General features: G+C 68.0%; 25 protein-coding genes. 18 read left to right on the plus strand and 7 right to left on the minus strand.

Features of this window, described 5'->3' with window-relative positions:
- Window positions 1–62 precede the first annotated feature (62 nt).
- The 4 genes from IRT45_RS03305 to IRT45_RS03320 are packed head-to-tail and all read left to right on the plus strand — an operon-like array spanning window position 63 to window position 3,614.
- Window positions 63–1,154 (plus strand): amidohydrolase family protein, encoded by a 1,092-nt coding sequence (locus IRT45_RS03305; RefSeq protein WP_194804365.1) that lies wholly within the window; start codon window positions 63–65, stop codon window positions 1,152–1,154.
- 27 nt (window positions 1,155–1,181) lie between these two features.
- Window positions 1,182–2,336 carry an amidohydrolase family protein gene (locus IRT45_RS03310; RefSeq protein ID WP_194804366.1) on the plus strand — a complete coding sequence of 385 codons (1,155 nt, stop codon included), beginning with the start codon at window positions 1,182–1,184 and terminating at the stop codon, window positions 2,334–2,336.
- A 1-nt stretch (window position 2,337) separates the two neighbouring features.
- Entirely contained in the window at window positions 2,338–2,733 is a 396-nt protein-coding gene (locus IRT45_RS03315; protein WP_194804367.1) for a Rieske 2Fe-2S domain-containing protein, read from the plus strand.
- A gap of 23 nt (window positions 2,734–2,756) precedes the next feature.
- Window positions 2,757–3,614: an alpha/beta fold hydrolase gene (locus tag IRT45_RS03320; RefSeq protein WP_194804368.1), complete on the plus strand. Its 858-nt coding sequence runs from the start codon at window positions 2,757–2,759 to the stop codon at window positions 3,612–3,614.
- A 62-nt stretch (window positions 3,615–3,676) separates the two neighbouring features.
- On the opposite strand, the gene IRT45_RS03325 is transcribed toward IRT45_RS03320, so the two are convergent.
- Window positions 3,677–4,150 (minus strand): hypothetical protein, encoded by a 474-nt coding sequence (locus IRT45_RS03325; RefSeq protein WP_194804369.1) that lies wholly within the window; start codon window positions 4,148–4,150, stop codon window positions 3,677–3,679.
- A 74-nt stretch (window positions 4,151–4,224) separates the two neighbouring features.
- On the opposite strand from IRT45_RS03325, the gene IRT45_RS03330 reads away from it, so the two are divergent.
- Both IRT45_RS03330 and IRT45_RS03335 read left to right on the plus strand, forming a co-directional pair.
- On the plus strand, window positions 4,225–5,520 hold the full coding sequence (locus tag IRT45_RS03330) for an NADH-ubiquinone oxidoreductase-F iron-sulfur binding region domain-containing protein (protein ID WP_194804370.1): 1,296 nt from the start codon (window positions 4,225–4,227) through the stop codon (window positions 5,518–5,520).
- Window positions 5,517–5,723, plus strand: coding sequence for a ferredoxin (locus IRT45_RS03335; protein WP_194804371.1), 207 nt, complete (start codon window positions 5,517–5,519; stop codon window positions 5,721–5,723). The genes IRT45_RS03330 and IRT45_RS03335 overlap by 4 nt, the downstream gene beginning before the upstream one ends.
- A gap of 9 nt (window positions 5,724–5,732) precedes the next feature.
- Here IRT45_RS03335 and IRT45_RS03340 read toward each other — a convergent pair whose 3' ends face one another.
- Window positions 5,733–6,005: a hypothetical protein gene (locus tag IRT45_RS03340; RefSeq protein ID WP_194804372.1), complete on the minus strand. Its 273-nt coding sequence runs from the start codon at window positions 6,003–6,005 to the stop codon at window positions 5,733–5,735.
- Between the two features lie 167 nt (window positions 6,006–6,172).
- A complete protein-coding gene (locus IRT45_RS03345) occupies window positions 6,173–6,913 on the minus strand; it encodes an enoyl-CoA hydratase/isomerase family protein (protein WP_194804373.1) in 741 nt (246 codons plus the stop codon).
- 111 nt (window positions 6,914–7,024) lie between these two features.
- Here IRT45_RS03345 and IRT45_RS03350 point away from each other — a divergent pair, with 111 nt between their 5' ends.
- The 11 genes from IRT45_RS03350 (at window position 7,025) to IRT45_RS03405 (ending at window position 19,088) form a co-directional block, all read left to right on the plus strand.
- On the plus strand, window positions 7,025–8,578 hold the full coding sequence (locus IRT45_RS03350) for an AMP-binding protein (RefSeq protein WP_194804374.1): 1,554 nt from the start codon (window positions 7,025–7,027) through the stop codon (window positions 8,576–8,578).
- Between the two features lie 35 nt (window positions 8,579–8,613).
- A complete protein-coding gene (locus IRT45_RS03355) occupies window positions 8,614–9,795 on the plus strand; it encodes an amidohydrolase family protein (RefSeq protein ID WP_194804375.1) in 1,182 nt (393 codons plus the stop codon).
- 40 nt (window positions 9,796–9,835) lie between these two features.
- Window positions 9,836–11,263 (plus strand): FadD3 family acyl-CoA ligase, encoded by a 1,428-nt coding sequence (locus IRT45_RS03360; protein ID WP_194804376.1) that lies wholly within the window; start codon window positions 9,836–9,838, stop codon window positions 11,261–11,263.
- A 51-nt stretch (window positions 11,264–11,314) separates the two neighbouring features.
- Window positions 11,315–11,551 carry a hypothetical protein gene (locus IRT45_RS03365; RefSeq protein ID WP_194804377.1) on the plus strand — a complete coding sequence of 79 codons (237 nt, stop codon included), beginning with the start codon at window positions 11,315–11,317 and terminating at the stop codon, window positions 11,549–11,551.
- A 147-nt stretch (window positions 11,552–11,698) separates the two neighbouring features.
- Entirely contained in the window at window positions 11,699–12,352 is a 654-nt protein-coding gene (locus tag IRT45_RS03370) for a hypothetical protein (RefSeq protein WP_194804378.1), read from the plus strand.
- A 131-nt stretch (window positions 12,353–12,483) separates the two neighbouring features.
- Complete coding sequence (locus IRT45_RS03375) at window positions 12,484–13,731, plus strand: amidohydrolase family protein (RefSeq protein WP_194804379.1); 1,248 nt, start codon at window positions 12,484–12,486, stop codon at window positions 13,729–13,731.
- 309 nt (window positions 13,732–14,040) lie between these two features.
- Window positions 14,041–15,291, plus strand: a complete 1,251-nt coding sequence (locus tag IRT45_RS03380; protein WP_194804380.1) for an amidohydrolase family protein — start codon at window positions 14,041–14,043, stop codon at window positions 15,289–15,291.
- 47 nt (window positions 15,292–15,338) lie between these two features.
- Complete coding sequence (locus IRT45_RS03385) at window positions 15,339–15,641, plus strand: DUF4286 family protein (RefSeq protein ID WP_194804381.1); 303 nt, start codon at window positions 15,339–15,341, stop codon at window positions 15,639–15,641.
- Window positions 15,642–15,798: 157 nt separating this feature from the next.
- A complete protein-coding gene (locus IRT45_RS03390; protein ID WP_309240777.1) occupies window positions 15,799–16,932 on the plus strand; it encodes an acyl-CoA dehydrogenase family protein in 1,134 nt (377 codons plus the stop codon).
- Complete coding sequence (locus IRT45_RS03395) at window positions 16,929–18,179, plus strand: acyl-CoA dehydrogenase family protein (RefSeq protein ID WP_194804383.1); 1,251 nt, start codon at window positions 16,929–16,931, stop codon at window positions 18,177–18,179. The genes IRT45_RS03390 and IRT45_RS03395 overlap by 4 nt, the downstream gene beginning before the upstream one ends.
- Window positions 18,180–18,476: 297 nt before the next feature.
- The gene (locus IRT45_RS03405; RefSeq protein WP_228533388.1) at window positions 18,477–19,088 is read left to right on the plus strand and encodes a CoA pyrophosphatase; all 612 of its coding nucleotides are present in this window, start codon (window positions 18,477–18,479) and stop codon (window positions 19,086–19,088) included.
- Between the two features lie 53 nt (window positions 19,089–19,141).
- Here IRT45_RS03405 and IRT45_RS03410 read toward each other — a convergent pair whose 3' ends face one another.
- The 4 genes from IRT45_RS03410 to IRT45_RS03425 all read right to left on the minus strand — a co-directional run bounded on the left by IRT45_RS03410 (window position 19,142) and on the right by IRT45_RS03425 (window position 24,044).
- Window positions 19,142–21,073, minus strand: coding sequence for a M3 family metallopeptidase (locus tag IRT45_RS03410; RefSeq protein ID WP_194804384.1), 1,932 nt, complete (start codon window positions 21,071–21,073; stop codon window positions 19,142–19,144).
- Window positions 21,074–21,144: 71 nt separating this feature from the next.
- Window positions 21,145–22,050 carry a hypothetical protein gene (locus IRT45_RS03415; RefSeq protein WP_194804385.1) on the minus strand — a complete coding sequence of 302 codons (906 nt, stop codon included), beginning with the start codon at window positions 22,048–22,050 and terminating at the stop codon, window positions 21,145–21,147.
- A 302-nt stretch (window positions 22,051–22,352) separates the two neighbouring features.
- On the minus strand, window positions 22,353–22,796 hold the full coding sequence (locus IRT45_RS03420; RefSeq protein ID WP_309240778.1) for an HIT domain-containing protein: 444 nt from the start codon (window positions 22,794–22,796) through the stop codon (window positions 22,353–22,355).
- A 45-nt stretch (window positions 22,797–22,841) separates the two neighbouring features.
- Complete coding sequence (locus IRT45_RS03425; RefSeq protein ID WP_228533390.1) at window positions 22,842–24,044, minus strand: epoxide hydrolase family protein; 1,203 nt, start codon at window positions 24,042–24,044, stop codon at window positions 22,842–22,844.
- 103 nt (window positions 24,045–24,147) lie between these two features.
- Here IRT45_RS03425 and IRT45_RS03430 point away from each other — a divergent pair, with 103 nt between their 5' ends.
- The gene (locus tag IRT45_RS03430; RefSeq protein ID WP_194804386.1) at window positions 24,148–24,735 is read left to right on the plus strand and encodes an ABATE domain-containing protein; all 588 of its coding nucleotides are present in this window, start codon (window positions 24,148–24,150) and stop codon (window positions 24,733–24,735) included.
- The last annotated feature ends 221 nt before the right edge of the window (window positions 24,736–24,956 follow it).

Consider the following 24,956-nt stretch of genomic DNA (forward strand, 5'->3'; position numbering starts at 1 on the left):
ATCCGTTCCGCCCCGCCGGGACCGAATCCCTCAGCGCCCCGGCATCTTCCGCGGGAGGGCCGATGATCACCCTCCCCGACGGCAGCACCAGTCCGCTGATCGACGCCAGTGTGCACATCTTCTTCCAGGGCAATGCCGAACTGCGCAGCTGGCTGCGCGAACCGTACAGCGCCCGCGGCTACCCGGATGTCGAGATGGACTGGTACGGCGCCCCGGGCGGTGAATACGCGCCGGGCACCGTCCTGTCCGAGGGCGGATATCCCGGCTCCGAGCCCGACGCCGTCGGGCGGGTGCTGTTCGGCGAGCGCGGCGCCGATTTCGCGATCCTGCATCCGATGACCCGGGGCATCATGCCCGACCGCCACCTCGGGACGGCGATCGCGAGCGCGCACAACGAGATGATGATCTCGCGCTGGCTGGACTCCGGCACCTACGCCGAGCGCTACCGCGGCACGCTGCGGGTGAATCCGGAGGACATCTCCGGAGCGGTCCGCGAGATCGAACGCTGGGGTTCCCATCCGCGCGTCGTGCAGATCGGCATTCCGCTGCAGTCGCGCGAACTGTACGGAAAGCCGCAGTTCTGGCCCCTGTGGGAGGCGGCTGCGGCCGCCCATCTCCCCGTCGCCGTGCACATCGAATCCGGTTCCGGCGTGGCCTATCCGCCCACCCCGTCCGGACATCCGCGCACCTATGAGCAGTACCTCGGCTTCATGGCGCTGAACTACCTCTACCACCAGATGAACATGATCGCCGAGGGTGTGTTCGAACGCTTCACCGATCTGCGCTTCGTATGGGCCGACGGGGCCGCCGACCTGCTCACCCCGATGATGTGGCGGATGGACACCTTCGGCCGTCCGCACCTCGAGCAGACGCCGTGGGCGCCGCGCATGCCCAGCGACTACCTTCCCGGTTCGATCTACTTCGTTCAGGGCCGGCTCGACGGGCCCGGCGATGTCGACTTCGCCGGGGACTGGCTGGAATTCACCGGCAAGGACGACATGGTGATGTTCGGTTCCAGCTATCCGCACTGGCAACTCGACGATCCGGCGCGGCTGCCGTCCGCGTTGACTTCCGCCCAGCGCGAGAAGGTGCTGTGGCGCAATGCCGCCGGACTGTACGGCATCGACATTCCCGCCGCGGCCACGACGCGGTAACCGGTATCGGAATCGAAAGGGATACCCATGACGCAGGCGAATATCGAGATACGCGAACGGGTTCCGAGCTCGGATCGGGTCGCGGTGCGGGTGGTCGACTCCGACGTCCACCCGGTGCCCCGGCCGGGGCGGCTCGCGGAACTGTACCCCGAACCGTTGCGCAGCAAGTATTTTCTCAATCGCCAGGTCGGTAGCACCATCTTCTACGACGCCCCCGACTTCGCCTATGCCTACGCGATGCGCGTGGACGCGTTCACACCCGACGGCGGTTTCCCGGGCAGCGACCCCGACACCCTGTTCCGGCAGCTCATCATGGGCGCCGGATCCGATATCGCCATCCTCGAGCCGGGACTGCATCAGGCCCGGCTGCCGGAGGCGACCTCGGCGGCCGCGGCGGCGGTCAACACCTGGCTGGACCAGGACTGGCTCGACGGCCACAACAACTGGCACCAGCGCTTTCGCGGGTCGATCAGCGCGGCGGCCGAGGACCCGGCCGGTGCCGTGCGCGAGATCGAGAAGTGGGCCGGACATCCGTACATGGCGCAGATCCTCATCCGCGCGGAACCGCGTCCGGCGTGGGGCGATCCGATGTACGACCCGGTGTGGGCGGCCGCGGTGAAGCACGACCTGCCGGTGGCCTGTCACCTCTCGCGCGGCTGCTTCGAGACGCTGCCGATGCCGCCGGTCGGATATCCCAGCTACAACCACGATTTCATGGTCACCTACTCGCTGCTGGCGATGAATCAGGTGATGAGCCTGATCTTCGACGGTGTCTTCGACCGCTTCCCCGCGTTGCGGATCGTCCTGGTCGAGCACGCGTTCACCTGGATCCTGCCGCTGATGTGGCGGATGGACGCGATCTACGCGGCGCGCAAACCGTGGGTCGAGATCAAGCGCAAGCCGTCGGAGTACGTGAAGGAACACATCAAGTTCACCACCCAGCCGCTGGACTATCCCGACGACAAGACGGAATTGACCCGGGCGCTGGAGTGGATGGAGGCGGAGAAGATTCTGCTGTTCTCCTCGGATTACCCGCACTGGACCTTCGACGATCCGCGCTGGCTGGTCAAACACCTGCCCGCGCATACCCGCGAGGCGGTGATGTTCGGCAACGGGCTGAAGACCTACGCCACAGTGCCCGATACCGTGCCGGTACTGCCCGGGCAAGTACGGGTGTTCTGAGATGAGCGACGATCTCGGCGCCACCCCGCGGCTGCCGCAGGGACGTGAGCACGCCGTCGCCACCGTCCACGAAATACCGCCCGGCACACATAAACTCGTACCCATCGGCCGCCACGGCGTCGGCGTCTACAACGTCGACGGCACCTTCTACGCCATCGCCAACTACTGTCCGCACGAGGGCGGGCCGCTGTGTGCGGGTCGTACCCGGGGACTGACCGCGGTCGACGAATCGGTGCCCGGCGACGCGGTCAGTGTGCGCGCCGGCGAATACATCTACTGCCCGTGGCACCAGTGGGGATTCGAACTGGCCACCGGCACCACCGCGGTGAAACCGGAATGGAGTATCCGCACGTATCCGGTGCGGGTGGTCGGCAACGACGTTCTGGTCACCGCGTGAATTCCAGACGAGGAGGTCTGTCCATGCCGTTCGCCGAAATCCGCGGTGGTGAGGTCTATTACGACATTCTGGGTGAGTCCGGTCCGCTGATCGTGCTCACTCCGGGTGGCCGGTTCAGTACGGAGATTCCCGGATTACGCCCGCTGGCCGAGGCCCTGGTCGCCGGTGGCCACCGCGTCCTGCTGTGGGACCGGCCCAATTGCGGGCGCAGCGAGGTCGCGTTCTGGGGGCCCACCGAATCGCATATGCGTGCCGAGGTCCTGCACGAGCTGCTCGTGCGTCTGGATACGGGCCCGGTGATCATCGCCGGCGGTTCCGGCGGTGCGCGCGATTCGATTCTGACGGCGATGTTGTATCCGGAGATCGCGACGAAGCTGATTGTGTGGAATATCGTCGGCGGCACCTACGGATCGATCGCACTGGGTTCGCATTACATCATCCCCAACATCACCGCGGCGAAGATCAAGGGAATCGAGGGTCTGATCGAACTGCCGGAATGGCAGGAGCGGATTCAGGACAATCCGAAGAACAAGGACCGGTTGCTGGCGCTGGACGCGGAGGAATTCCAGGCGCAGATGTTGCGCTGGCTCGACGCCTATGTTTCCAAACCGGGCCAGACGATTCCGGGTGTGCCCGATTACGAGTTCTCGAAGCTGAAGATCCCGACGCTGATCATCCGGGGAGGCGAGCACGATATCGACCATCCCAAGCGCACCTCGATGGAAGTGCACTGCCTGATCGAGGGGTCGATCCTGATCGATCCGCCGTGGCCGGAGGATGCCTGGCAGCAGGGTCAGCGGGCCCGCGCGCGGGGTGAAGGGCATCCGTTCGACTGCTGGGTGCAGGCGGCTCCGGCGATCCTGGACTTCGTCGCGCGATAGCGATGGCGTGCTGCGAATCCCGATGTGGCGGTGGGCCGTTCGTGAGCGGCCCACCGGTCGCGTCACCGCACGACGATGACCACTTCGGCATTGGTCGCCGCCTCGAGTGCGGTCTGGATCCGGCTTTCCGGGATGCGCTCCAGATCGCTGGATGCCAGGCGGACGGTGAGGGTGTCGAAGCCGGCCTCGTCGTGGGTGCGGTCGATCTCCCCGGTGATGCCGAATCCGGCCAGGACGCCGTGGGCGTCGTCATCGGTTCCCCGGCTGACGAAGGTGACCGGCCCCGGCCGCACGGCGGAGCCGAAGATCTCGGCACAGATCCCGACCGCGTGGTCGCGCATCGCGGCCGTGTCCGCACCGTCGACCAGCAGATGAATTTCGCGCCGCCGCGACGGCAGCCGGTCGATTTCCGGTGCGGTCACGGCCATTCCGGATTCCGCGGCGACGGACGTGAGCGCCGATATTCTTTCACCGAATTCCGCGGGCGACAGTTCCCCGGCGGGATCCACATCGACGCGAATTACTGCGGTACGCATGCCGCCGATTGTAGGCACAGCAATTTCCGCACCGACGCTTTTCGGCGGCGGACGATATTCCGAAGGACGGATTGATGGATGCGATCGCGAATCCGATAGTCGCCGCACCACCGGGGACCACACCGCGGATCGCCGGCGGCGAGGCGGGCACCGAATCGGCGGCGGCATACCGGGCGAGCGGCGGTTACGCGCCGATCGAGGATCCGGCGCGGCTGCTGGCCGAGATCGTCGAGTCGGGCCTGCGCGGGCGCGGCGGCGCGGGCTTTCCGCTGGGCGCGAAACTGCTGTCGGTCCAGCGGCATTGCGGTACCGGGGTGCGTCCGGTGGTCGTCGCCAACGGTGAGGAAGGCGAACCCGCCTCAGGCAAGGATCGCTGGTTGCTGCGCCGGCGCCCGCATCTGGTGCTGGACGGATTGCGCGCCGCCGCAGCGATTCTCGGCGCCGACCGCGCCGTGGTGTACGTCTCCGACGACCGGGCCGCCGATTCCGTCGCCGCCGCGGTGGCCGAACTCGACCCTGCCGAACTGGCGGTGCCGCCGGAAATCGTCACCGTCGCCGCCGGGTATGTGGCCGGGGAGGAAACCGCGGCCGTGCGCGCGATCGACGGCGGGCCCGCCACACCCACCGACAAGCCACCGCGTCCGTATGCGGCCGGTGTCGGCGGACGCCCCACTCTGGTGAGCAATGTGGAGACCCTCGCCCAGCTGGCCTGGATTCACCGCTGCGGCGCCGCGGCCTTCCGCACCGTGGGCACCGCGGACTCACCGGGCACCTTCCTGGCCACCGTCACCGGAGCCGGCCGCGAACCGGCCATCTACGAACTGCCGCATGGTTATTCGTTCCGTGCGCTCCTCGGGTTGCACGGCGTCGCCGCGGAACGGGTGCACGGCGCGCTGCTGGGTGGCTATTTCAACGGCCTCACCAACATCCGCATCCTCGACGCCCGGCTCGATCACGAAACGCTGCGGTCGATGGGGACGGGCTTGGGCTGCGGGGCGGTGGCGCTGCTGACGCCCGACGACTGCCCGGTCGCGGTGGCGGCGGCGATGCTCGCGTATTTCGACCGGGAGAACGCCGGCCAGTGCGGCTCGTGTTTCAACGGCACCGCGGCGATGAGCGCGGTCGCCTCCGCGCTGCGCGACGGCGTCGCCGAGGCCGCCGATCTGGACCGGCTGCGCCGGTGGTCCACCGTCCTGCGCGGGCGCGGCGCCTGCGGAACTCTCGATGCCGCGACGAACGCGGCCCGGACCCTGCTCGACGAATTCCCGGATGCGGTGGCGCGCCACCTCGTCGGCGGCTGCGCGATCTGCGCGGCCACACCGTTCGCCGCGGTCCGGCCCTTCGATGTGGAAGCGGTGACCTCGCTGTGAAGATTCGACTCGACCGCACCGTCTGCGACGGTTTCGGCACCTGCGCCAAACACGCGCCGAAGTACTTCTCCCTCGACGACTGGGGGTACGCCTCCCTGGAGGGTGACGGCGCCGTCCCGCCCGCCGATCGCGACGGCGTGCACCGGGCACTCCTGGACTGCCCGGTGCACGCCATCACCGAAATCGACAGCGCGGCCGAATAATTCGCGCCGTCAGCGCCAGGGCAGGCAGCCCGCGCTCCGCAGCCGCGAGGCCAATCCCGCGTCGATCCCCACCGGCCCACCGAACCCGCCGGCGCTCAGGGTGGGAACCAGCTGCGCGCCGAGCCCGGCGCCGATCGAGCATCCGAGGAGATTGATGTCGACGGTGACGATCTCCTTGGGCGGGGTGAACCCTGGGTCGTCCTCGGCCGCAGCGGCGCCTGCCCCCGCCACCGCGGCGACGGTCAACGCCGCGGTGGCGAGACCGGTGGTGATGATGCGCACGTATCCTCCTTCTGCGCCGGTGTGGCGCAGGTCGATTTCCGGTGTACACAGCAATGACGGCCCGCCGGAACCAGGCCGACAAGGCCGGAACATAGTGTTGACCACCGGTGAACGCGCCAAACCACGCCCGGGGGTATCCGGCGATCCGGCTCGGCGAGCAGTAGTTGCTAGGCCCGCGCGGTCGCACCGTCGGCCGAGCGGCGGTTCAGCACCCGGTCCGCGGCCTCCCAGTGCGCATCCGAGACCCAGAGCCGGGCAAAAGCTTCCACCGCCTCGGATTCCGTGGCGCCGGATACGACCCGCTTGATCGGCGCCGACGCCGGATGCGCCAGCCCGGCGGCCAGGGCGCGCCACTCCTGCTCGAAATCCGCTCGTGGCACCACCCGGTCGATCAGGCCGTACCGCTCGGCGTCCGCGGCGGACAGCACGGTGCCCGATCCCGCGAGCAGCAGGGCGCGGCTGCGCCCGACCAACCGGGTGAGCCGTTCGGCCCCACCCCAGGCCGGCATGATCGCCAGCGCCACCTGATTGAACCCGATGGTGATGTCGTCGGCGGCGATCCGGATATCGGCGGCCACCGCGAATTCCGCGCCGCCGCCCAGGGCATGACCGTTGAGCGCCGCGACCACCGGGGCCGGGAACGCGGCCAGCCGATCGCAGATGCCGCGCATCCGCCACGCCATCCGGGCCGCACCTTCCTCGGTGCGAATCGCGGCCAGCTGCTTGAGATCTCCGCCGGAGACGAACGCGCGCTCTCCCGCACCGCGCACCACGAGCACCCGGGCACCGGCCGCGGCGTCGATCGCTTCATCGAGCTGGTCCATCGTCTCCGGTGCGATGGCGTTGCGCGCCTGCGGGCGGTTGATGGTCAGTACCGCGATCCCGCCGTCCACTTCGAGGTCGACCATCGCACGTTCTCCATTCTGGATATGTTGCTTCTCCGAATCTGAGAATATCATCTCCATATTCGGGTCCGGACACCCGGCCTTCCCCATTTCGTCGGGCATTGGAGCTGAGCCATGCGAAAGATCCCGCAGCAGTTGGTCGATCGATACGAGGCGCGCGGATGGTGGACGCGCGAATCCCTCGGCGAGATGCTGGCGCGGGGCCTGGCCGGGGCGCCCGAGGTGCCGTTCCGCGTGCACTCCGCACTGCGCCCCTGGTCGGGCACAGTGCGCGAGGTCGAGCACATCGCCCGTCGGCTCGCCGCCGGATTGCGCCGCCGCGGTGTGGGGCCCGGCGATGTGGTCGCCTTCCAGCTACCCAACTGGATGGAGGCCGCCGCCACGTTCTGGGCCGCCTCCTTCCTCGGGGCCACCCTGGTGCCGATCGTGCACTTCTACGGCCGCAAGGAACTCGGTTACATCCTCGACGCCGTGCGCCCGAAGGTGTTCGTCACCGCGGAACGCTTCGGCGCCTTGGAGTTTCAGCCCGATCTGTGCGAGCGGGTGCCGATCGTCGGCGTGGTGGGACGCGACTTCGACATCCTGCTCGACGACGAGCCGATGCCCGGGATCGTCGCGGTGTCACCGGACTCCCCCGCGCTGATCGCCTTCACCTCCGGTACCACCCGCGACCCGAAGGGCGTGATCCACAGCCACCGCACGCTCGGCTTCGAAACTCGCCAGCTCAGTGCGCATTACCCGCCCGATCTGGGCGCCCAGCTCACCGCCGCACCGGTCGGGCATTTCATCGGTATGGTCAACGCCCTGCTCATCCCGGTGCTCGACGGGACGGAGATCAACCTGGTCGACGTGTGGGATCCCGGCCGGATCCTGGCGCTGATGTCGGATGTCGGCGCCACCGTGGCGGGCGGTGTGCCCTACTACCTGACCAGCCTGCTCGACCATCCGTCGTTCACCGACGCACATCTGCGCCAGATGAAATACGCGGGCCTGGGCGGAAGTTCGGTGCCGGCCGCGGTGACCACCCGGCTCACCGACCTCGGCATCATCGCCTACCGCGCCTACGGCAGTACCGAACATCCGTCCATCACCGGCTCCGACTGCACCGATCCGCAGGACAAACGCCTCTACACCGACGGCTGCCCGCTGCCCGGCGTGGAGATCCGGCTCTCCGACGACGGTGAGATCTTCAGTCGCGGACCGGATCTGTGCCTGGGCTACACGGATCCGAAACTGACCGCCGCCGCATTCGACGACGAGGGCTGGTACCGCACCGGGGATGTCGGCCACTTGGACGAGGACGGCTATCTCACCATCACCGACCGGACCACCGACCTGATCATCCGGGGCGGCGAGAACATCAGCGCGGTCGAGGTCGAAGACGTTCTGCACCGCATGCCCGCGGTCGCGGAAGCGGTTGTCGTCGCCGCGCCCGATGCGCGGCTCATCGAACATGCCGCCGCGGTGGTACGGCTGCGGTCCGGCAGCACCACCCCGACGCTGGCCGACGTGCAGGCGCATCTGGCAGCGGCCGGGCTGGCCAAACAGAAGTGGCCCGAGGAGCTGCACATCGTCGACGACTTTCCCCGCACCCCGAGCGGCAAGGTCCAGAAGTACCGCGTGCGCGCCGCCGTCGCCGGCCAGGCCGTTGCCACGCACAACAAGTGAGAATATGATTCTCATAACGAACAAAGGAGACTCTTATGACGAAGATCGAGCTGCCGTATCAGCTCTTCGACGCCGATAACCACCTGTACGAAACCAAAGAGGCCCTCACCCGGTATCTGCCGAAGGAGTTCGACGGCGCCATCCAGTACGTGGAACTGGGCGGCCGCACCAAGATCGCGGTCCTCGGCCAGATCAGCGAGTACATCCCCAACCCCACCTTCGAGGTGGTCGCGCGGCCCGGCGCGATGGAGGAGTACTTCAAGAACGGCAATCCCGAGGGCAAGAGCCGCCGGGAGATCTTCGGTAAGCCGATGCGTTCGATTCCCGCGTTCCACGAGCCGGGCCCGCGTCTCGAGCTCATGAACGAACTCCAGCTCGACCGCACGCTGATGTTCCCGACCCTGGCCAGCCTCATCGAGGAGCGCATGCGCCATCACCCCGATCTCATTCACGCCGTGGTGCATTCGCTCAACCAGTGGCTGCTCGAGGAATGGGGTTTCACCTACAAGGACCGCATCTTCACCGTGCCGGTGGTGAGCCTGCCGATCGTGGAGAAGGCGATCGAGGAGCTCGACTGGTGTGTCGAACACGGCGCCAAGGCGATTCTGGTGCGGCCGGCCCCGGTTCCGGGTCTGCGCGGGCCGCGCTCGTTCGCCCTGCCGGAATTCGACCCCTTCTGGAAGCGCGTGGTCGAGCACGACGTGCTGGTGACGATGCACTCCTCCGACAGCGGCTATTCGCGGTTCAACGCCGAATGGGAGGGCAGCAACCTGGAGATGCTGCCGTTCAAGACGAACACCTTCCGGATGACCACCGAATGGCGGCCGATCCAGGACGCCGTGGCCTCGTGGGTGTGCCACGGCGCGCTGTTCCGCCACCCCGAACTGAAGGTGGCCGTCATCGAGAACGGCGCCTCCTGGCTGGCCCCGCTGCTCGAGAACCTGCACGACACGTACAAGAAGGCGCCGGAGGGCTTCGGATTCCAGGATCCGGTCGAGGCGGTCAAGCGCAGCATCCACGTCAGCCCGTTCTGGGAAGAGGATCTGCAGGCCATCGCCGATCTGATCGGTGTGGAGAACGTGCTGTTCGGCTCGGATTATCCGCATCCGGAGGGCCTGGCCGAACCGGCTCGCTACATCAACGAGATCAAAGATATGCCGCTGGCCGACCAGGAGAAGATCATGGGCGGCAACCTGGCGAGGTTGCTGAAGGTATGAGCGGTGCGGTGCGAAGGCGGCATACCGCAGAGGACACAGCATGAGCTGGGAGACCATCCCGCAGATGGTCGCCTCCTGCGCCGACCGCTTCGGTGACGCCGAGGCGGTCGTCGACGGCGATCTGCGGCTGAGTTACACCGAACTCGTCGACCGGGTACGCCGGGCCGCGGGCGCGTTCGCGGAGGCCGGGGTCGGCAAGGGCGATCGGGTCGCGATCTGGGCGCCCAATTCCGCCGGCTGGATCGTGGCCGCCTTCGGCCTGCTCACCGCGGGCGGGGTGCTGGTTCCGGTGAACACCCGCTTCCAGGCGGCCGAGGCGTCGGATGTCATCGGCCGCAGCGGCGCCAAGCTCCTGCTGGTACAGCAGGGCTTCCTCGGGCGCGAGCTCAGCGGGCCCGCGGGTGTGCCGGTCATCGACCTCTCTTCCGACTTCCTTTCCAGCGGTTCACCTTTCGAACGCGAGGTGGCGGGGACCGATATCTCCGACATCATCTACACCTCCGGGACCACCGGCCGCCCCAAGGGCGTGATGATGAACCACCGCCAGAACCTGCGGCTCTACACCGAATGGTGTGAGCTGGCGGATCTGCGCGAGGGTGACCGCTATCTGGCGGTCAATCCGTTCTTCCACACCTTCGGCTACAAGGCCGGCGTGCTGGCGTCGTTCATCCGCGGGGCCACGATTCTCCCGGTGCCGGTGTTCGATGTGGATCGCGTCTGTGAACTCGTTGCGCGCGAACGGATCACGATGCTGCCCGGTCCGCCCACCCTCTACCACTCGCTGCTGGAGGCGCGCGGACGCTACGACCTGTCGTCGCTGCGGTCCGCGGTCACCGGCGCGGCCGACATCCCGGTGGAGCTGATCCGCCGGGTGAAGACCGAACTGCCGTTCCGTTCGATCATGACCGGATACGGGCTGACCGAGGCGGGTACCGCGACCGCCTCGCGCCCGGGCGACACCTTCGAGCAGATCGCGACGACCGCCGGAACCCCGTGCGACGGCGTGGAAGTCCGCATCGCCGCCGACAGTGAGGTGCTGCTGCGCGGCTACACCGTCATGCAGGGCTATCTCGACGATCCGGCGGCCACCGCGGAAGCGATCGACGCCGAGGGCTGGCTGCACACCGGCGATCTGGGCGCCCTGGACGAGGACGGCCGGTTGCGGATCATCGGACGGAAGAAGGACATGTTCATCGTCGGCGGCTTCAACGCCTACCCCGCCGAGATCGAGGGCCTGCTGCTGCAGCACCCGGCGGTCGTGCAGGCGGCGGTGATCGGTATCCCCGACGAGCGGCTGGGCCAGGTCGGCAAGGCGTTCGTCGTCACGCGCGCGCCGCTGACCGAGGCCGGGCTCATCGCCTGGAGTCGCGAGCACATGGCCGGATACAAGGCGCCGCGTGCGGTGGTGTTCCTGGACGAATTACCCCTCAACGCGACCGGAAAGGTGATGAAAGACCAGCTGCGGTAACCCTTTCCACCCGCGAACCATGCCTTCCGGCCGCACAGAACGGCGGTGACGATGACCACCAGCGCTGGTGACACAGACCTGCGATTCGCCGACCTGAACCTGGACCGCGACGGGAAGCCGCGGCAGCCGCTCACGGTCCTCGACGTCGAGGCGCTGCGGCATTCGAGTCCCGGACGCATCGCCGATATCGCCGCCGCAGCGGCACTCACCGGCGCCACCATCGACGTCGACACCGCCCTGCGCTGGGGTCTGGTGGATCGCATCGAGCCCGCCGGCGGGCCGTCGTAGCGACGGCCGCGCACACCCCTCGCCGAGGAGGTCCGAGATGAATCACCCAGCCGCACAGTCCCCACCGGCCGCGCTGCCGCATCCGGTATGCGAACTGTGGCCGCCGCACGCGGCCGACACGTCCTCGTCCGGGTGCGAGGTCCGTAGATGGGCGGCGTCGGGGGCCATGGACCTCACCGGTCCCGCGGGCGGGCCGCCCGACATCCCCCCGCTCCCGCCTTCGCGCTGGGTGACGCACTGGACCTGCTCGCACGCACCACCGCCGCGCTGGGCCGGGCGGTCGTCCTGGCCCCCGGCCCGCTGCTCACCACGCGCGCCGTCGACCACGGTTTCCGGCGCGCGGGCACGCGGTCGGCGGGCGGGTCCACCCGCCTGCTGCGCACCGCCGACGGCTGGTGCGCACTGACACTGTCCCGCGCCGACGATATCGCCGTCGTGCCCGCGATCATCGGCACCCACCGCATCGACGATCACTGGAAGTCGCTGGTCGGCACCGGACACGGCATGCCGGTGTTCTGCGCGGACGCGATCGGCGACCCGCTGTCGGGAATCGCGGCGGCGCTGGCGGTCTGCGCGGCCGTGCGGGCCGGGGGCGGTGTCCTGGCCGACGTCTCGATGCGCGCGGTCACGGCCGCCTTCGCCGCTGCGCCACCACGCTGCCCGGGCCCGCATCGGGTGTTCACTCACGACGGGCGCTGGCAGGTCCGGTGCGCGCACACGGCGACCACCCAGGCCGTCCTGTCCCCGCGCTCCGCGCAGTCCCGCGCCGCGTCCGGATTTCCGGGTGGTGTCGCATGTTGATCCGCAATGCCGTCGTCTTCGGCAGTGCCCATACCGACATCCGCTGCGAACGCGGCACGATCACCGAATGCGGGCGCGGCCTGCGACCCCGGACCGGCGAAGAGGATATCGACGCACGCGGTAGGTAGCTGGTGCCCGGCCTGCACGACCACCACATCCATCTGCGCTCACTGGCGGCTCGCTCGGAGTCGATTCCGGTGGGGCCGGACCGGATTCGCGGTGCCCGTGCCCTGGCCGACCGTTTGCGCGACGCCGCGCACCGAACGCCGGGACACGCGTGGCTGCGGGCCGTGGACTACCACGACGACGTCGCCGGGGCCATCGACCGGTGGGCGCTGGACCGCATGGAGGTGGGCCGGCCGGTGCGGGTGCAGCATCGTTCCGGCGCGCTGTGGATCCTCGACTCCAGCGCCTGCGCCCTGCTCGACGTCGACAACTGTCCTCTGCCGGGAGTGGAACGTGATCCGCAGGGCCGGGCCACGGGCCGGTTGTGGCGGATGGACACCTGGCTCGGCGACCGGCTCGGTTGCCTGGCGCCCGACCCGGCGCCGATCTCGGCGGCGGCAGCGACGCGGGGTATCACCGGATTCACCGATGCCACACCGGATCTCACCCGTCCCGAGGTCGGCACCCTCGCCGCCGCCGTGCTGGACGGGCGCATCGTGCAACGCGTCTACTGCATGGCCGAGCCCGATATCGAGGATCCGCACGTCGAGCGATTCCGTCTGGGCCCCACCAAAATTCTGCTCGACGACACCGCACTGCCCGACCTCGACGATGTCGTCGTGCGGCTGCGCCGGCTGCACGGCGCGGGCCGAGCCGCCGCGGTGCACTGTGTCACGCGGCTGCAGCTGATTCTGACCATGGCCGCCTTCGACCTGGCGGGCGTGGTGCCCGGCGACCGCATCGAACACGGCGCGGTCGTCCCCGCCGAGGTGCTGAGCTGGTTGCGCCGCAACGACATTCCGGTGATCACCCAGCCGCATTTCCCGATCGAGCGCGCCGCCCAGTACGCGCGCGACGTGCCCGCCGAGGACCGGCCCGATCTGTGGCGGCTCGGTTCGCTACTCGCCGCGGGCGTCGGGGTGGCGGCGGGCACCGACGCGCCGTTCGGCGATCCGGATCCGTGGGCGGTGGTGCGCGCCGCCACCGAGCGCGGGCTCGGCCGCCCGGCCACCGAGGCCCTGTCCCCGGCCACCGCGCTGTCACTGTTCTTCGGCACCGCCGCCAGGCCTCACATTCCCCGGACTCTCGCCCCGGGCCACAACGCCGACCTGACTCTGCTGCAGGTCCCGCCCACCGAGCTCGGCGATGCGCTCGACTCGCCGCCCGTGGCCGCCACGATCGTCGCCGGGCAGGTCGTCTACCGCGCGCCCTAGTGCGAGGAGCGTGCACTACCGCCCGGTGCGCACATCGATGCGCACGCCCACGAGTTCGGAGCCGTCCGGAGTACCGGCTCGGATCGCGCCGCGCCGGATGTGCTCGAGCGTGCCCTCCCGGCGCAGATTTCCGATCCGGAATTCGATCGACAGTTGAGGCCCGCCACCGAAGTTTGCCGTACCGGCGCCGAATCGGGTGTATCGTCGCAGCCAAATAGGAGAGTATGATTCTCCATAACAGAGATTGCGCATCTCCTCCGTGGCCCACCGCAGTGGGCCGCCGCCGTCCGCACCAGCACGAGGAACCTCATGAATACCGATGACATGATCCTGGTCAGCATCGACGACCATGTGGTCGAGCCGGCCGACATGTTCGACCGGCATACGCCGAAGAAGTACGCCGAGTACGTGCCGCGACTGCTCACCAACGACCAGGGCATCGATCAGTGGACCTATCGCGGCCGGCCGGTCGGTGTCACCGGACTGAACGCGGTCGTCGGCTGGCCCAAGGAGGAGTGGGACAAGAACCCCACCCGCTACGCCGAGATGCGGCCGGGCGTCTACGACATTCACGACCGGGTGCGGGATATGAACGCCAACGGGGTGTTCGCCTCGATGTGCTTCCCGACCTTCGCCGGCTTCAGCGCGGGCCACCTGAGCCAGTTCAAGGACGAGATCACCGTCGCGATGATCCAGGCCTACAACAACTGGCACATCGACGAGTGGTGCGCCACCTACCCGGGCCGGTTCATCCCGAATGCCATTCTGCCGCTGTGGGATCCGCAATTGGCGGTGGCGGAGATCCAGCGGGTGGCGGCCAAGGGATTCCACGGCGTCACCATGTCGGAGATTCCGCATGTGGAAGGCCACCCCTCCTATCACGACGTCGAGTACTGGGGTCCGGTGTTCGCGGCGCTCGCCGACACCGGGCTGGTGATGAACCTGCACATCGGGCCCGGTTTCGGCGCCCTGCGCATGGCCCCCGACGCGCCGATCGACAATCTGATGGTGCTGGCGCCCAGCGTGTCCCAGATCGCGATCCAGGATCTGCTGTGGGGTCCCGCGTTGCGCAGCTATCCAGGACTGAAGGTGGCGCTGTCGGAAGGCGGCATCGGCTGGATCCCGTATTTCCTCGACCGCTCGGACCGGCATTACACCAACCAGAAGTGGCTGCGCCGCGACTTCGGCGGCAAGATGCCCTCGGACGTGTTCCGCGAGCACGTCATGGCCTGCTACGTCACCGACAAGACCTCGTTGAAGCTGCGGCACGAGATCGGCATCGACATCATCGCGTGGGAATGCGACTATCCGCATTCGGATTCGCTGTGGCCCGACGCCCCGGAATTCGTGCTCGCCGAACTCGAGGCGGCAGGCGCCGACGACGCCGATATCGACAAGATCACCTGGCAGAACGCCTGCCGCTTCCTGAACTGGGAACCGTTCGCGCACATCCCGCGCGAGCAGGCGACCGTCGGCGCGCTGCGCGCACAGGCCGCCGATGTCGATCTGACCGTCCGGCCACGCAAGGAATGGGCCGAACTGTACGCCCAGCGCGCCTGATGGCGCGAAAGCCGTTGTCCCCCACCACTGATCGATAGGCACACACCATGCAGATGCTGGTCTTCTCCACCCCGCGCGAGGGAATGGACGACGAATACAACACCTGGTACGCCGATGTGCACATTCCCGAACTACTGCAGATCGAGGGCATCCGTTCGTGTGCGCGCTATCGGGCCCCGCAGCTCGAGGGGCAGGGCGCCACCCACCGGTATCTGGCGGTCTATGAGATCGACGGCGACGCCGAGGCCGTCTTCAAGCAGTTGCGCGCCAACTCGGCCGAGGGCAGATCCACCCTCAGCCCCGCGATCGATCCGAAGGCCACCCAGATCACCTTCTGGGAACCGCTGTAGAAACTCCGGTCGCCACCCCGGGGTGTCGACCGGCCACCACTCCCATCGGCGGCGCGCCGGCCTCTCGACGCCGCCGATGGGTGCCCCGCCTCCCGCGAACTCGATATCCGCACACCTCACCGGGTTCGCGGGAGGCCTCTGCGTAAGGACCACATTCGTGACTGCCGCTCCCACCGCCGACCAACGACTGTTCCGGACCACCACGCGCGACTTCCTCGCCGCCACCGTGCCCGTCGACGCGGTGCGCCACCTCGCCGACTCCCCCGACGGCTTCGACGGGGACTGGTGGCGGCGCGGCGCCGAACTGGGCTGGACCGCACCGCTGGTCCCCGAACGGCTCGGCGGCGGGGCAGTATCGGGCACTCCGATGGCCGACCTCGCGCTGATCGCCGAGGAATTCGGGCGGGTCTGCGCGCCGGGGCCGCTGCTGGCGGTGAACACCGCATTGGCCGGATTGCTCTGCAGCACAGGTGATTTCGAGACTGTGATCACAGCCGTCGTCGCTGGAGCCGCGATCGCGACCTGGGCCCACTACGAACCCGGAGCCGGTCTGCGCTCTGCTCCGGTCGAGACCGCGGCCACGCCGGACGGCGCCGGATTCCGGCTGTCCGGGGTGAAGGATCGCGTCGAATACGGCGCTCGAGCCGATCTGCTGGTCGTCGACGCACAGGGTCCCGAGGGCCCGATGCAACTGCTCGTGGCCACGGACGCGCCCGGTGTCACGATCACCCCGGTCTGGACGCTGGACGTCGTGCGCCGCACGGCCACAATCGTTTTCGACGACGTTCCCGTCGCCGCGGACGCCGTCGTACACCGCGCCCCCCAAGCCGCCGCGGCCGCCGCCGAGGAACAGTTGCTCGTGGGCGCCACACTGAGCGCCGCGGAAATGGCCGGAGCTGCGCAGCGGGCCTTCGAGGCCACGGTGCAGTGGATGTTCGACCGCTACACCTTCGGCCGTCCGCTCGCCTCCTACCAGGCGCTCAAACATCGAGCCGCCGATATCGCCACCACTCTCGAGGCGTGCCGGGCCACGTCCTGGGCCGCGGCCGCGAGCTTCGGCGACGACATGGCGAACACCGCCGAGGCCGTCAGCGTCGCGAAATCCTTCGTCGGCGCCACGGCCGGCGAGATCGTGCAGGAATGCGTGCAGATCCACGGCGGGCTCGGCGTCACCTGGGAACACGATCTGCACCTGTATCTGCGCCGGGTCACGCTCGGGCGGGCCCTCTACGGCACCCCGGCCGAACACCGGCGCAGGCTCACCGATCTGCTGGAGACGATCCCCGCATGAGCACCACCGAATCCGTCACCGCCGCAACCGAATCGGTCGACAGCTTCTGTGACCGCGCCCGGCGCTGGTTGCGGGACACGTTGCCGCCCGCGCCGCCGGTCCGCTCGGGCGAGCAGAAGTCACCGCAGGTCTGGGCCCGCGCCCGCGAACTGCAACGCATCCTCCACGACGGCGGCTTCGCAGGCATCTGCTTTCCCGTCGAATACGGCGGACTGGGGTTGAGCCCGGCCCACCAGCGGGCCTTCACCGAGGAGTCGCGCCCGTACGAGATGCCGCTGGCGCTCAACATTCCGACCCTGACCATCTGCGCCGCAACACTTCTCGACACGGGCAGCGAGGAGCAGAAACGCACCCACATCGCCGCGGCGTTGCGCGGTGAGGAGTTGCTGGTGCAGTTCCTGTCCGAACCGCGCGGCGGATCCGATCTGGCCGGGCTCACCACCCGAGCCGACCGCGACGGTGACGACTGGGTGCTCAACGGTTCCAAGATCTGGAGTTCGGGCGCCTATGCCGCCGATTACGCGCTGTGCCTGGCGCGCACCGACTGGCAGGTGCCCAAACACGCCGGACTGACCATGTTCCTGGTGCCGGTGAACTCCGCCGGACTGACCATTCGCCGGATCACCCAGGTCGACGGATCCACCGAATTCTGCCAGGAGTTCTTCGACGACGTGCGGATCCCGGCCGACGCCGTCGTCGGCGAGGTCGACGGCGGCTGGGCGGTGGCGACCCGGCTGCTGCAGCACGAACGCAGCGCCGTCGGCGGCGGCTCGCCCTATGCCAGCGGCATCGGCCAGCACAGCGGCCGCGACGTACACAGCCTGCTCGACATCGCCCGCCGCACCGGGCAATTCGCCGACCCCCGCGTGCGGGAGGACATCGGCGAGGCACATGCGATGAATCTGGTCCACGACCAGCTCATCGCCCACGTCGGCGCCCGTATCGCCGCCGGCGAGCTGGCGCCCGCGGCCGGCTCGATCGTGCGCCTGTTCAGCGCCCGCAACGCGTGGCTGCAGGCCGATGCCGCCGTGCGCATCGCCGGCGCCGCCGCCGCGACCGGCGACCCCGACGGCGAACCCGGCCTCGGCCGAGCCGGCCAGGAGTACCTCTCCCGCCAGGCCTGGAGCCTCGCCGGCGGCAGCACCGAAATGGCCCGCAACATCATCAGCGAGCGGGTGCTGGGCATGCCTCGCGAATACGCCGCCGACCGGGACGTACCGTTCGATCAGGTGCGGCGGGGACGGTAGTCGGGCGGGGAATCCCGGCCGTGCATCAGATCGTGTACGACGACGTATCGGCAGTGTCGAAGATGTACCGCGTTCGAGGTCGGTGATCGGGGCGCCGCACTCGAATGGCTGAACGTGGCAGGCCAGCCCGGCCGACCCGACTACGCCACCGCCCTCGCCATCCCCCTCACCAGCTTCGAGCAATGGGCACATACGCACCTGCGCACCGAGTCGGCGAGCGGGTAGTCCGCGCGCATCGGTGGCCCTCCGTTCGGGGCGGGCGGTTCACTCCTGGGCCGGTACTGCCACCATCGAGGTATGAGTGTGCAGGAATTCCGGGAACTCGCCGCCGCCCGCTTGCGCGAGTTCGAGTATCGAACGGTCGCGGACGTGCCCGGAATGCGACGCGCGAGCGTTGTGCTGTGTGTACTGGAACATGACGGGCACCCGTGTGTGGTCGTGATCAAACGCGCCTATCGCGGACGCAACGCGGGGCAGTGGGCATTGCCCGGGGGCCGGGTCGACGGCGACGAGACCGCGGTCGCGGCGGGATTACGCGAACTGCACGAGGAAATCGGCCTGGTCGCCCCGCCCACGAATGTTCTGGGCAGGCTCGACGACTTCCCGGCAGCGTCCGGTTTCGCGATCACCCCCATCGTCGTCGCGCTCGACGATCCCGGCGCCCTCTATCCCAACGACGACGAGGTCCATGCCGTCCACTTCGTGCGGCTCGACCGGCTCGCGGCCGACGACGTGCCGCACTGGGTCGACCGGCCGGACGGCTCCCGGCTGTTGCAGCTCAGGATCGGCGACTCCATGACGATCCACGCACCGACCGGCGCCATCCTGCTGCAATTCCGCGATGTCGTGCTTCTCGGCCGCGAAACCCGGGTGGCGGATCTGCTGCAACCCGATTGGACGCACAAGTAGGGCGGATCGCCGCCGAGTCACCGATGTTGGGCGCCGGGCGTTGCGCGACCTGGTTACGCCGGGGTATGCGGCGTGGGCGCACGGTCCAGCCAGGCTGCGAACGCGTCGAAGGTGAACGGGCGGCCGAGGAAGTCCGCCACCGAATCGGCCGCGTCGCGGGAACCACCCGGCGCGAGGATGCTGTCTCGATAGCGTTGCGCCACACCGTGATCGAAGAGGTCGCCGGCGTCGAACGCGGAGAACAGATCCTTCGCGATCACCAGACTCCACAGGTAGGTGTAATACGCCGAGGTATAGCCGGCCAGATGCCCGAACGAGGCCTGGAAATGGGTCTGCGGCACCTCGGCTATCCCGCTGTGCCGCGTCACGGCATCGATGACGACCGGGTCGTGGTCGGCGGGCCGGTCCTGGTGCAGCAGATACGAGATCTCGGTATAGCCGACCTGCGTGAGGACCGAAATGCCCTTACCGAATTCCTTCGCGGCCCGCATGCGCTCCACCAGTTCGGCCGGAATGGGGCCACCGGTCTCGTCGACGGCGAAGGTGGCGAGAACGGTTGCGTCCCAGGCCCATTCCTCCAGCATCTGGGACGGGGCCTCGACGAAATCCCATTCCGTGGCGACACCGGAGAAGCGCGCCCAGTTCTGGTGCCCGCCCACGACGTGGTGGATCAGGTGCCCGAATTCGTGGAACAGCGTGACGACGTGCTGGTGTTCCATCAGTCCGCGAGAGAAGTTGCACACCAGCACGCCCTCGGGCAGAAGCTTCCCGGCGACGCCGCCGACGAGGTCGAATTGCGCGGCGTGCTTGTATTTGCCCTCGCGGGGATGCAGGTCCAGATAGATCCGCCCGCGTCGTTCATCGCCGGCGTAGACGTCGTAGACGGCGACGTCCTCGTGCCAGCGCGGTACGTCGGCGGGCCGGTACTCCAGTCCGAACAGGCGGCCGGTGACCTCGAGCAGGCCCGCCCGCACTCGCGGGAAATCGAAGTAGCGGCGCACCTCCCGGGCGTCGACGTCGTACTGTTCGCGGCGCACGAGTTCGGTGTAGTAGCCGACTTCGGATCGGTCGATGCCGGTGGCGGTGGGCTCGTCCGCGCGGCGGCGGGCGAGCAGCGTCTCGAGGTCGCGCCGGCCCGCGGCGTCGGCGGCGGTCGCGATGCGCTCGATGAATTCGGCGATGGCGTGGCCGCTGCCGATCATCTTCACGTCGGCGTCGTAATCCGGCCAGCTGTCGAAGCCGAGCAGCCTGGCCTTCTCGGCCCGAAGATCCAGGATCTCGTGCAGCACAGCGTCATTGGCGGGCCAGCCGCGGCTTTCGAACTCCGCGGTGAGGGCACGGCGGGCATCGGCGTCCCGGGCGTAGGTGCGCAACGGCAGATAGTCCGGATAGTCGGTGGTGATCGTGACGAGCCCGTCCGCCGCGGGCGGATGCGCGGTGACGAAATCCTCGGGTAGTCCGTCGAGCGTGGCGGGTGAGACCCGGATCGAACGGACGTCTTCACGGATAGCCCGGCCGAATTCCTGTTCGAGCGCGGTGAGCCGCTCGGAGATCTCCCGCAGCCGCTCCCGGGTTCCCTCGTCGCGGTCCACACCGCTGCGCCGGAAATCGCGCAGGACATGCGCGCGCATGCGCGACGACACCTCGTCCAGGTTCGAGGAGTCGGTGGCGGCGACGATGTCATAGAGGGCGCGGTCGAGATCTCGCTCGATCCTGGCTCGATCGATGTCTCGTACCAGTTCCTCGGCCAGCCGGCGCACCTCGGAATCGGGGTGGACTTCGGCGAACAGGTGCGCGGCCGAATCGGCCCCGCGCAGCGCGATATCGGCGTCGTTCCACAGTCCGAGCACAACCGCGGTGTCACCCGGAGTAGCGGTCTTCAGCTGATCGATCGTGTCCGCCGCCGTCCGCAGCCGGTCGCGGACGTAATCGCCGAGCCAGTCCGGCCACCCGGCCGCGGGCAGTGCAAGCGGTTCGCTACTCATGCCCCGACTCTAACCGCGGCCGGGATGGCTGGACCCGCGAGAATCACCACGTGCCGAACCGTGTTCGCACATCACCGGAAATAGGAGGCGTACTCCGCGAACGGTACCTGCCCGGTGGGACTCGCCTTGACCGCGTCGACCACGGATCCTGGAATCGGGGCCCAGTAGGCGGGCATCGCGGCCGCCAGCGAGGGCTTCAAAATGTAGATCAGGGCGAAGTTCACGATCCACAGCGGCGGCGCCATCGACATGCCGACCACGGTGCTCACATTTCCCTTCGTGTTGGTGACCAGCTGTGCGGAACCCGAAATCTGTTGCGCCACAAACCCGTAAGCGGCCTGCACGGTATAGGCGGACCGGTACAGCGCGACCAGACTCCGCGTCGCGCCGTTGTCCCGCATCCAGTTACCCACATATCCGCCGGGCGCGATCAAGGTATTCACCTGCCGCGTCGGCGCATCCGCGTTGGCCGGACTCTCCAACATGCCACTCGGATTCACATACAGCCCGTAACTGCCCAGAGTCGAGGGCGTACGTTGCCCCGCGACATCGGAATAGATGGGGCGGCCAACCGTATTGGCGAGGATGTCGACGCACGCATTGATCACATTCGCCGCGTCACGGTCACCGCCGACTCCCCCACCGGAACTGAGGTCCTGATACTGCTGATCGGTCAGCGCGTCCGCGCGGTCGAGCCCGATCTGCGCGGCGACCCGATCCGCCGCCGCCTCACCGAGCGGCTGGTTCAACTGATCCGGACTCATCATCTGCGTCGGCGCCACCTGCTCGTATCCGGGCGCACCGGAGAAGGGAACGGCGAACCCGGTGTCGGCCGTGGTTGCCACCGGTTCGCTCGATGCCGTTCGAGCCACGCCCAGCGAGACGATGCAGAGCCCGATCAGTGCCACCACCACGCCGATTCCACGGCAGTTCGATCCCCGCCGACGACCGACCCCTGCCAACCCGATGCTCTGCATACGTCGACCTCTCCGAATCATCGTGCGAGGTAACAGAAGGTAGTGAACCAGTCAAACGCCACGCCCGACGCCGTGTCAAGGCCCCGACGGCCGGGCGGCCACGACTCGTCTGCGACCAGGCGGCTCATCGGCGACCAGCGAGAACGGCAGCGCCCCTATCCGGACGCTGCCAGATTGCCAACATGCCGGCTTCCTCCGAGCGGCGAGAGCTACGGTCAGCAGGACTGGAGTCCGGAGCCCGCCAGCATGATGACAACCACATACCCGCACATCATGCCGATGATCCAGCCGCCCGGAGCACGTCACCCCTGCACGAAATGTGCGGAAAGACGTTCGCACAGCACAGTCAGGCCAGATTGCCCGATCCGCGGACCGCCTTCCCACGAATCACTGTCGAACCAGTTCACGACATCGGGCGTACCTTCAGGGCGAACGAATACATGCTGATGAAAGTGCGCGACACTACGGCCGGTGATTGCCGAGAATACGAACTCCGGAGCGAGCTCGGTCCGCAGCGCGTAGGCGGACCGACGGACCGCCCACCCCACGGCGGCGCCTTCATCGTCGGTCAAATCGGCCAAAGTTGGTACATGGCGCCTGGTTTCGATGAACAGATACCCGGGCATCGGCGCTCCCTCGGACAGCGGACGGTGCGTCACGACCACCAGATCGTCGGCGTAGATCACCGGACCGACCAGGCGGCCGATACCACGGTGCTTATTGCAAATGAGACATTCACTCCCCACTCCCCGACTGTACCCAGCGGGCCGGGACGTCCAGTCCAGCCGCGTTCACCGCTGGGCGGACAGTACCGCGGCGAGACCTTCTCGCAGGTCGTCGACGAAATACTCGGGAACTTCCAGCGAGGGGAAATGTCCACCGAATTCGGGTGCATTCCATCGGACGATCTGCCGATACCGCTTTTCCGCCCACGGGCGCGGGCATTTCTCGATGTCGTGGGGGTACATGGTGATCGCCGAGGGGACGTCGACGCGGAGGTCGGGATCGAGCGAGTTGTGGCTTTCGTAGTAGATGCGGGCCGCGGATGCGCCGGTGCGTGTCAGCCAATACAGGGTGACGTCGTCGAGAATGCGGTCTCTGGAGAGCGTTTCGAAAGGGCTGTCTTCGGTGTCGCTCCATTCGGCGAATTTGTCGAGGATCCAGGCGAGCAGCCCGACCGGTGAGTCGACGAGCGAGTAGCCGATGGTCTGCGGGCGGGTAGCCTGCTGTTTCGCGTATGCGGCGCGGTGGCGCCAGAAGTGACGGGTTTCCTCGGCCCACCGGCGTTCGGTCGTGGTCAGCCCGTCCGTTGTCGTCCCGGGCGGCGCTTCCGCGAACAGCGAGTGGATGCCGAGAACGTGTTCCGGGAACCTGCCGCCGAGAACCGTGGTGATATTGCCTCCCCAGTCGCCGCCGTGGGCCAGGAACTTCCGGTAGCCGAGCCTTTCCATCAGTTCCACCCATGCGGCAGCGATCTTTTCGGTGCCCCACCCGGTGGTGGCCGGTTTGTCGCTGTAACCGAAGCCCGGGAGTGACGGCACCACGACATGGAACGCCGGCGCGGCCGCGTCTTCCGGATCCGCCAATTCGTCTACGACGTCGATGAATTCGGCGATGCTGCCCGGCCAGCCGTGCGTCATGATCAAGGGAGTGGCATCCGCCCGCGCGGATCGCCGGTGCAGGAAGTGGATTCCCAGACCGTCGATTGCCGTGCGGTACTGGCCGATTCGATCGAGGCGCTCTTCGAACGAGCGCCAGTTGTACTCGGTGCGCCAGTAGTTCACGACATCCACCAGGTCGGCGAGGGGAACGCCCTGCGCCCATCGCTGGGGGCCGAGGGCGCCGCGAGTGACCGTCTCGGTTTCCGGGAGGCGAGCGGCGGCCAATCGTTCTCGCAGGTCGTCGAGGTCAGCGTCGGTGGCGTGGGATTCGAATGGTTGTACGTCGATGGAGTCGAGGGCGGGAATCGGATCGAGGTGGCCGAGTGCGGACATGAGACCTCCTGGTCATCGCGGAACCGGCTACCGCCTGTTGTGAACCGGCTAAGACGGTTCTAACATGACGGCGCGACGGCCCGCAACCAGCTAAGGTGGTTCCATGCCTGCTGGATTTCCCGATTTCCGCCTCGGCACCGTGCTGGCGACGAGCTTCACGGGAACTCTGTCGGAGCGGCACGGCGAGCCGGTGGAACGCATTCCCACACCGCAGCGACTCGTCGATTGGCTGGAGGTGAACGGGCTGGCCGTGGATTCCTGCACCACCGCCCAACTCGATCTTGCCCGGGAACTGAGGGAAGCGATTCACGCCGCCGCGACAGCGGCCGCACTCGGCGACGCGCTCCCCGCGGCGGCCGTCCGAATCATCAACGACGGCAGTATGCAGAGCCGGGCCGCGGCCGTCCTGACGCGCGACGGAACACGTCGATGGCAGCTCAGCACGCCCACCTGCGTGGAAGACGCCTTGGGCGTCATCGCCGCCGACGCGATCGCCATCATTTCAGGCGAGCGAGACGGAAAATTGGCCCTGTGTGGTTCGCCGACCTGCCGCGCCGCCTTCTTCGACACCAGCCAGAGCCGCACCCGCAAATGGTGCGACATGAACACCTGCGGGAACCGCCAGAAGAAGGCGCGCTTCAACGCCACCCACCGCACGAGCACCCGAAGTCGACGACACGAAAGCTCCTGAGTCGCAATGTATTCGATCCGAGCGGACACCATGCAGCATCGTGAACCGCACCGCACCGCGGCGCCGGTTCGGAGCCCGATGGGACAGCAACCGATGTCGCGGCTCAGCACGCTTGTCCGGGTCCCTCCTCGGCCCTGCACCCGCGATCCGGCAAGGCCGAACCTGAACAGATCGTGCAAACCTCCACATAAATGGCGGAATCCGGGCTGTTGCGAAATGGG

This window comes from Nocardia sp. BSTN01, assembly GCF_015354405.1.
In the GTDB taxonomy this organism is placed as follows: Bacteria; Actinomycetota; Actinomycetes; order Mycobacteriales; family Mycobacteriaceae; genus Nocardia.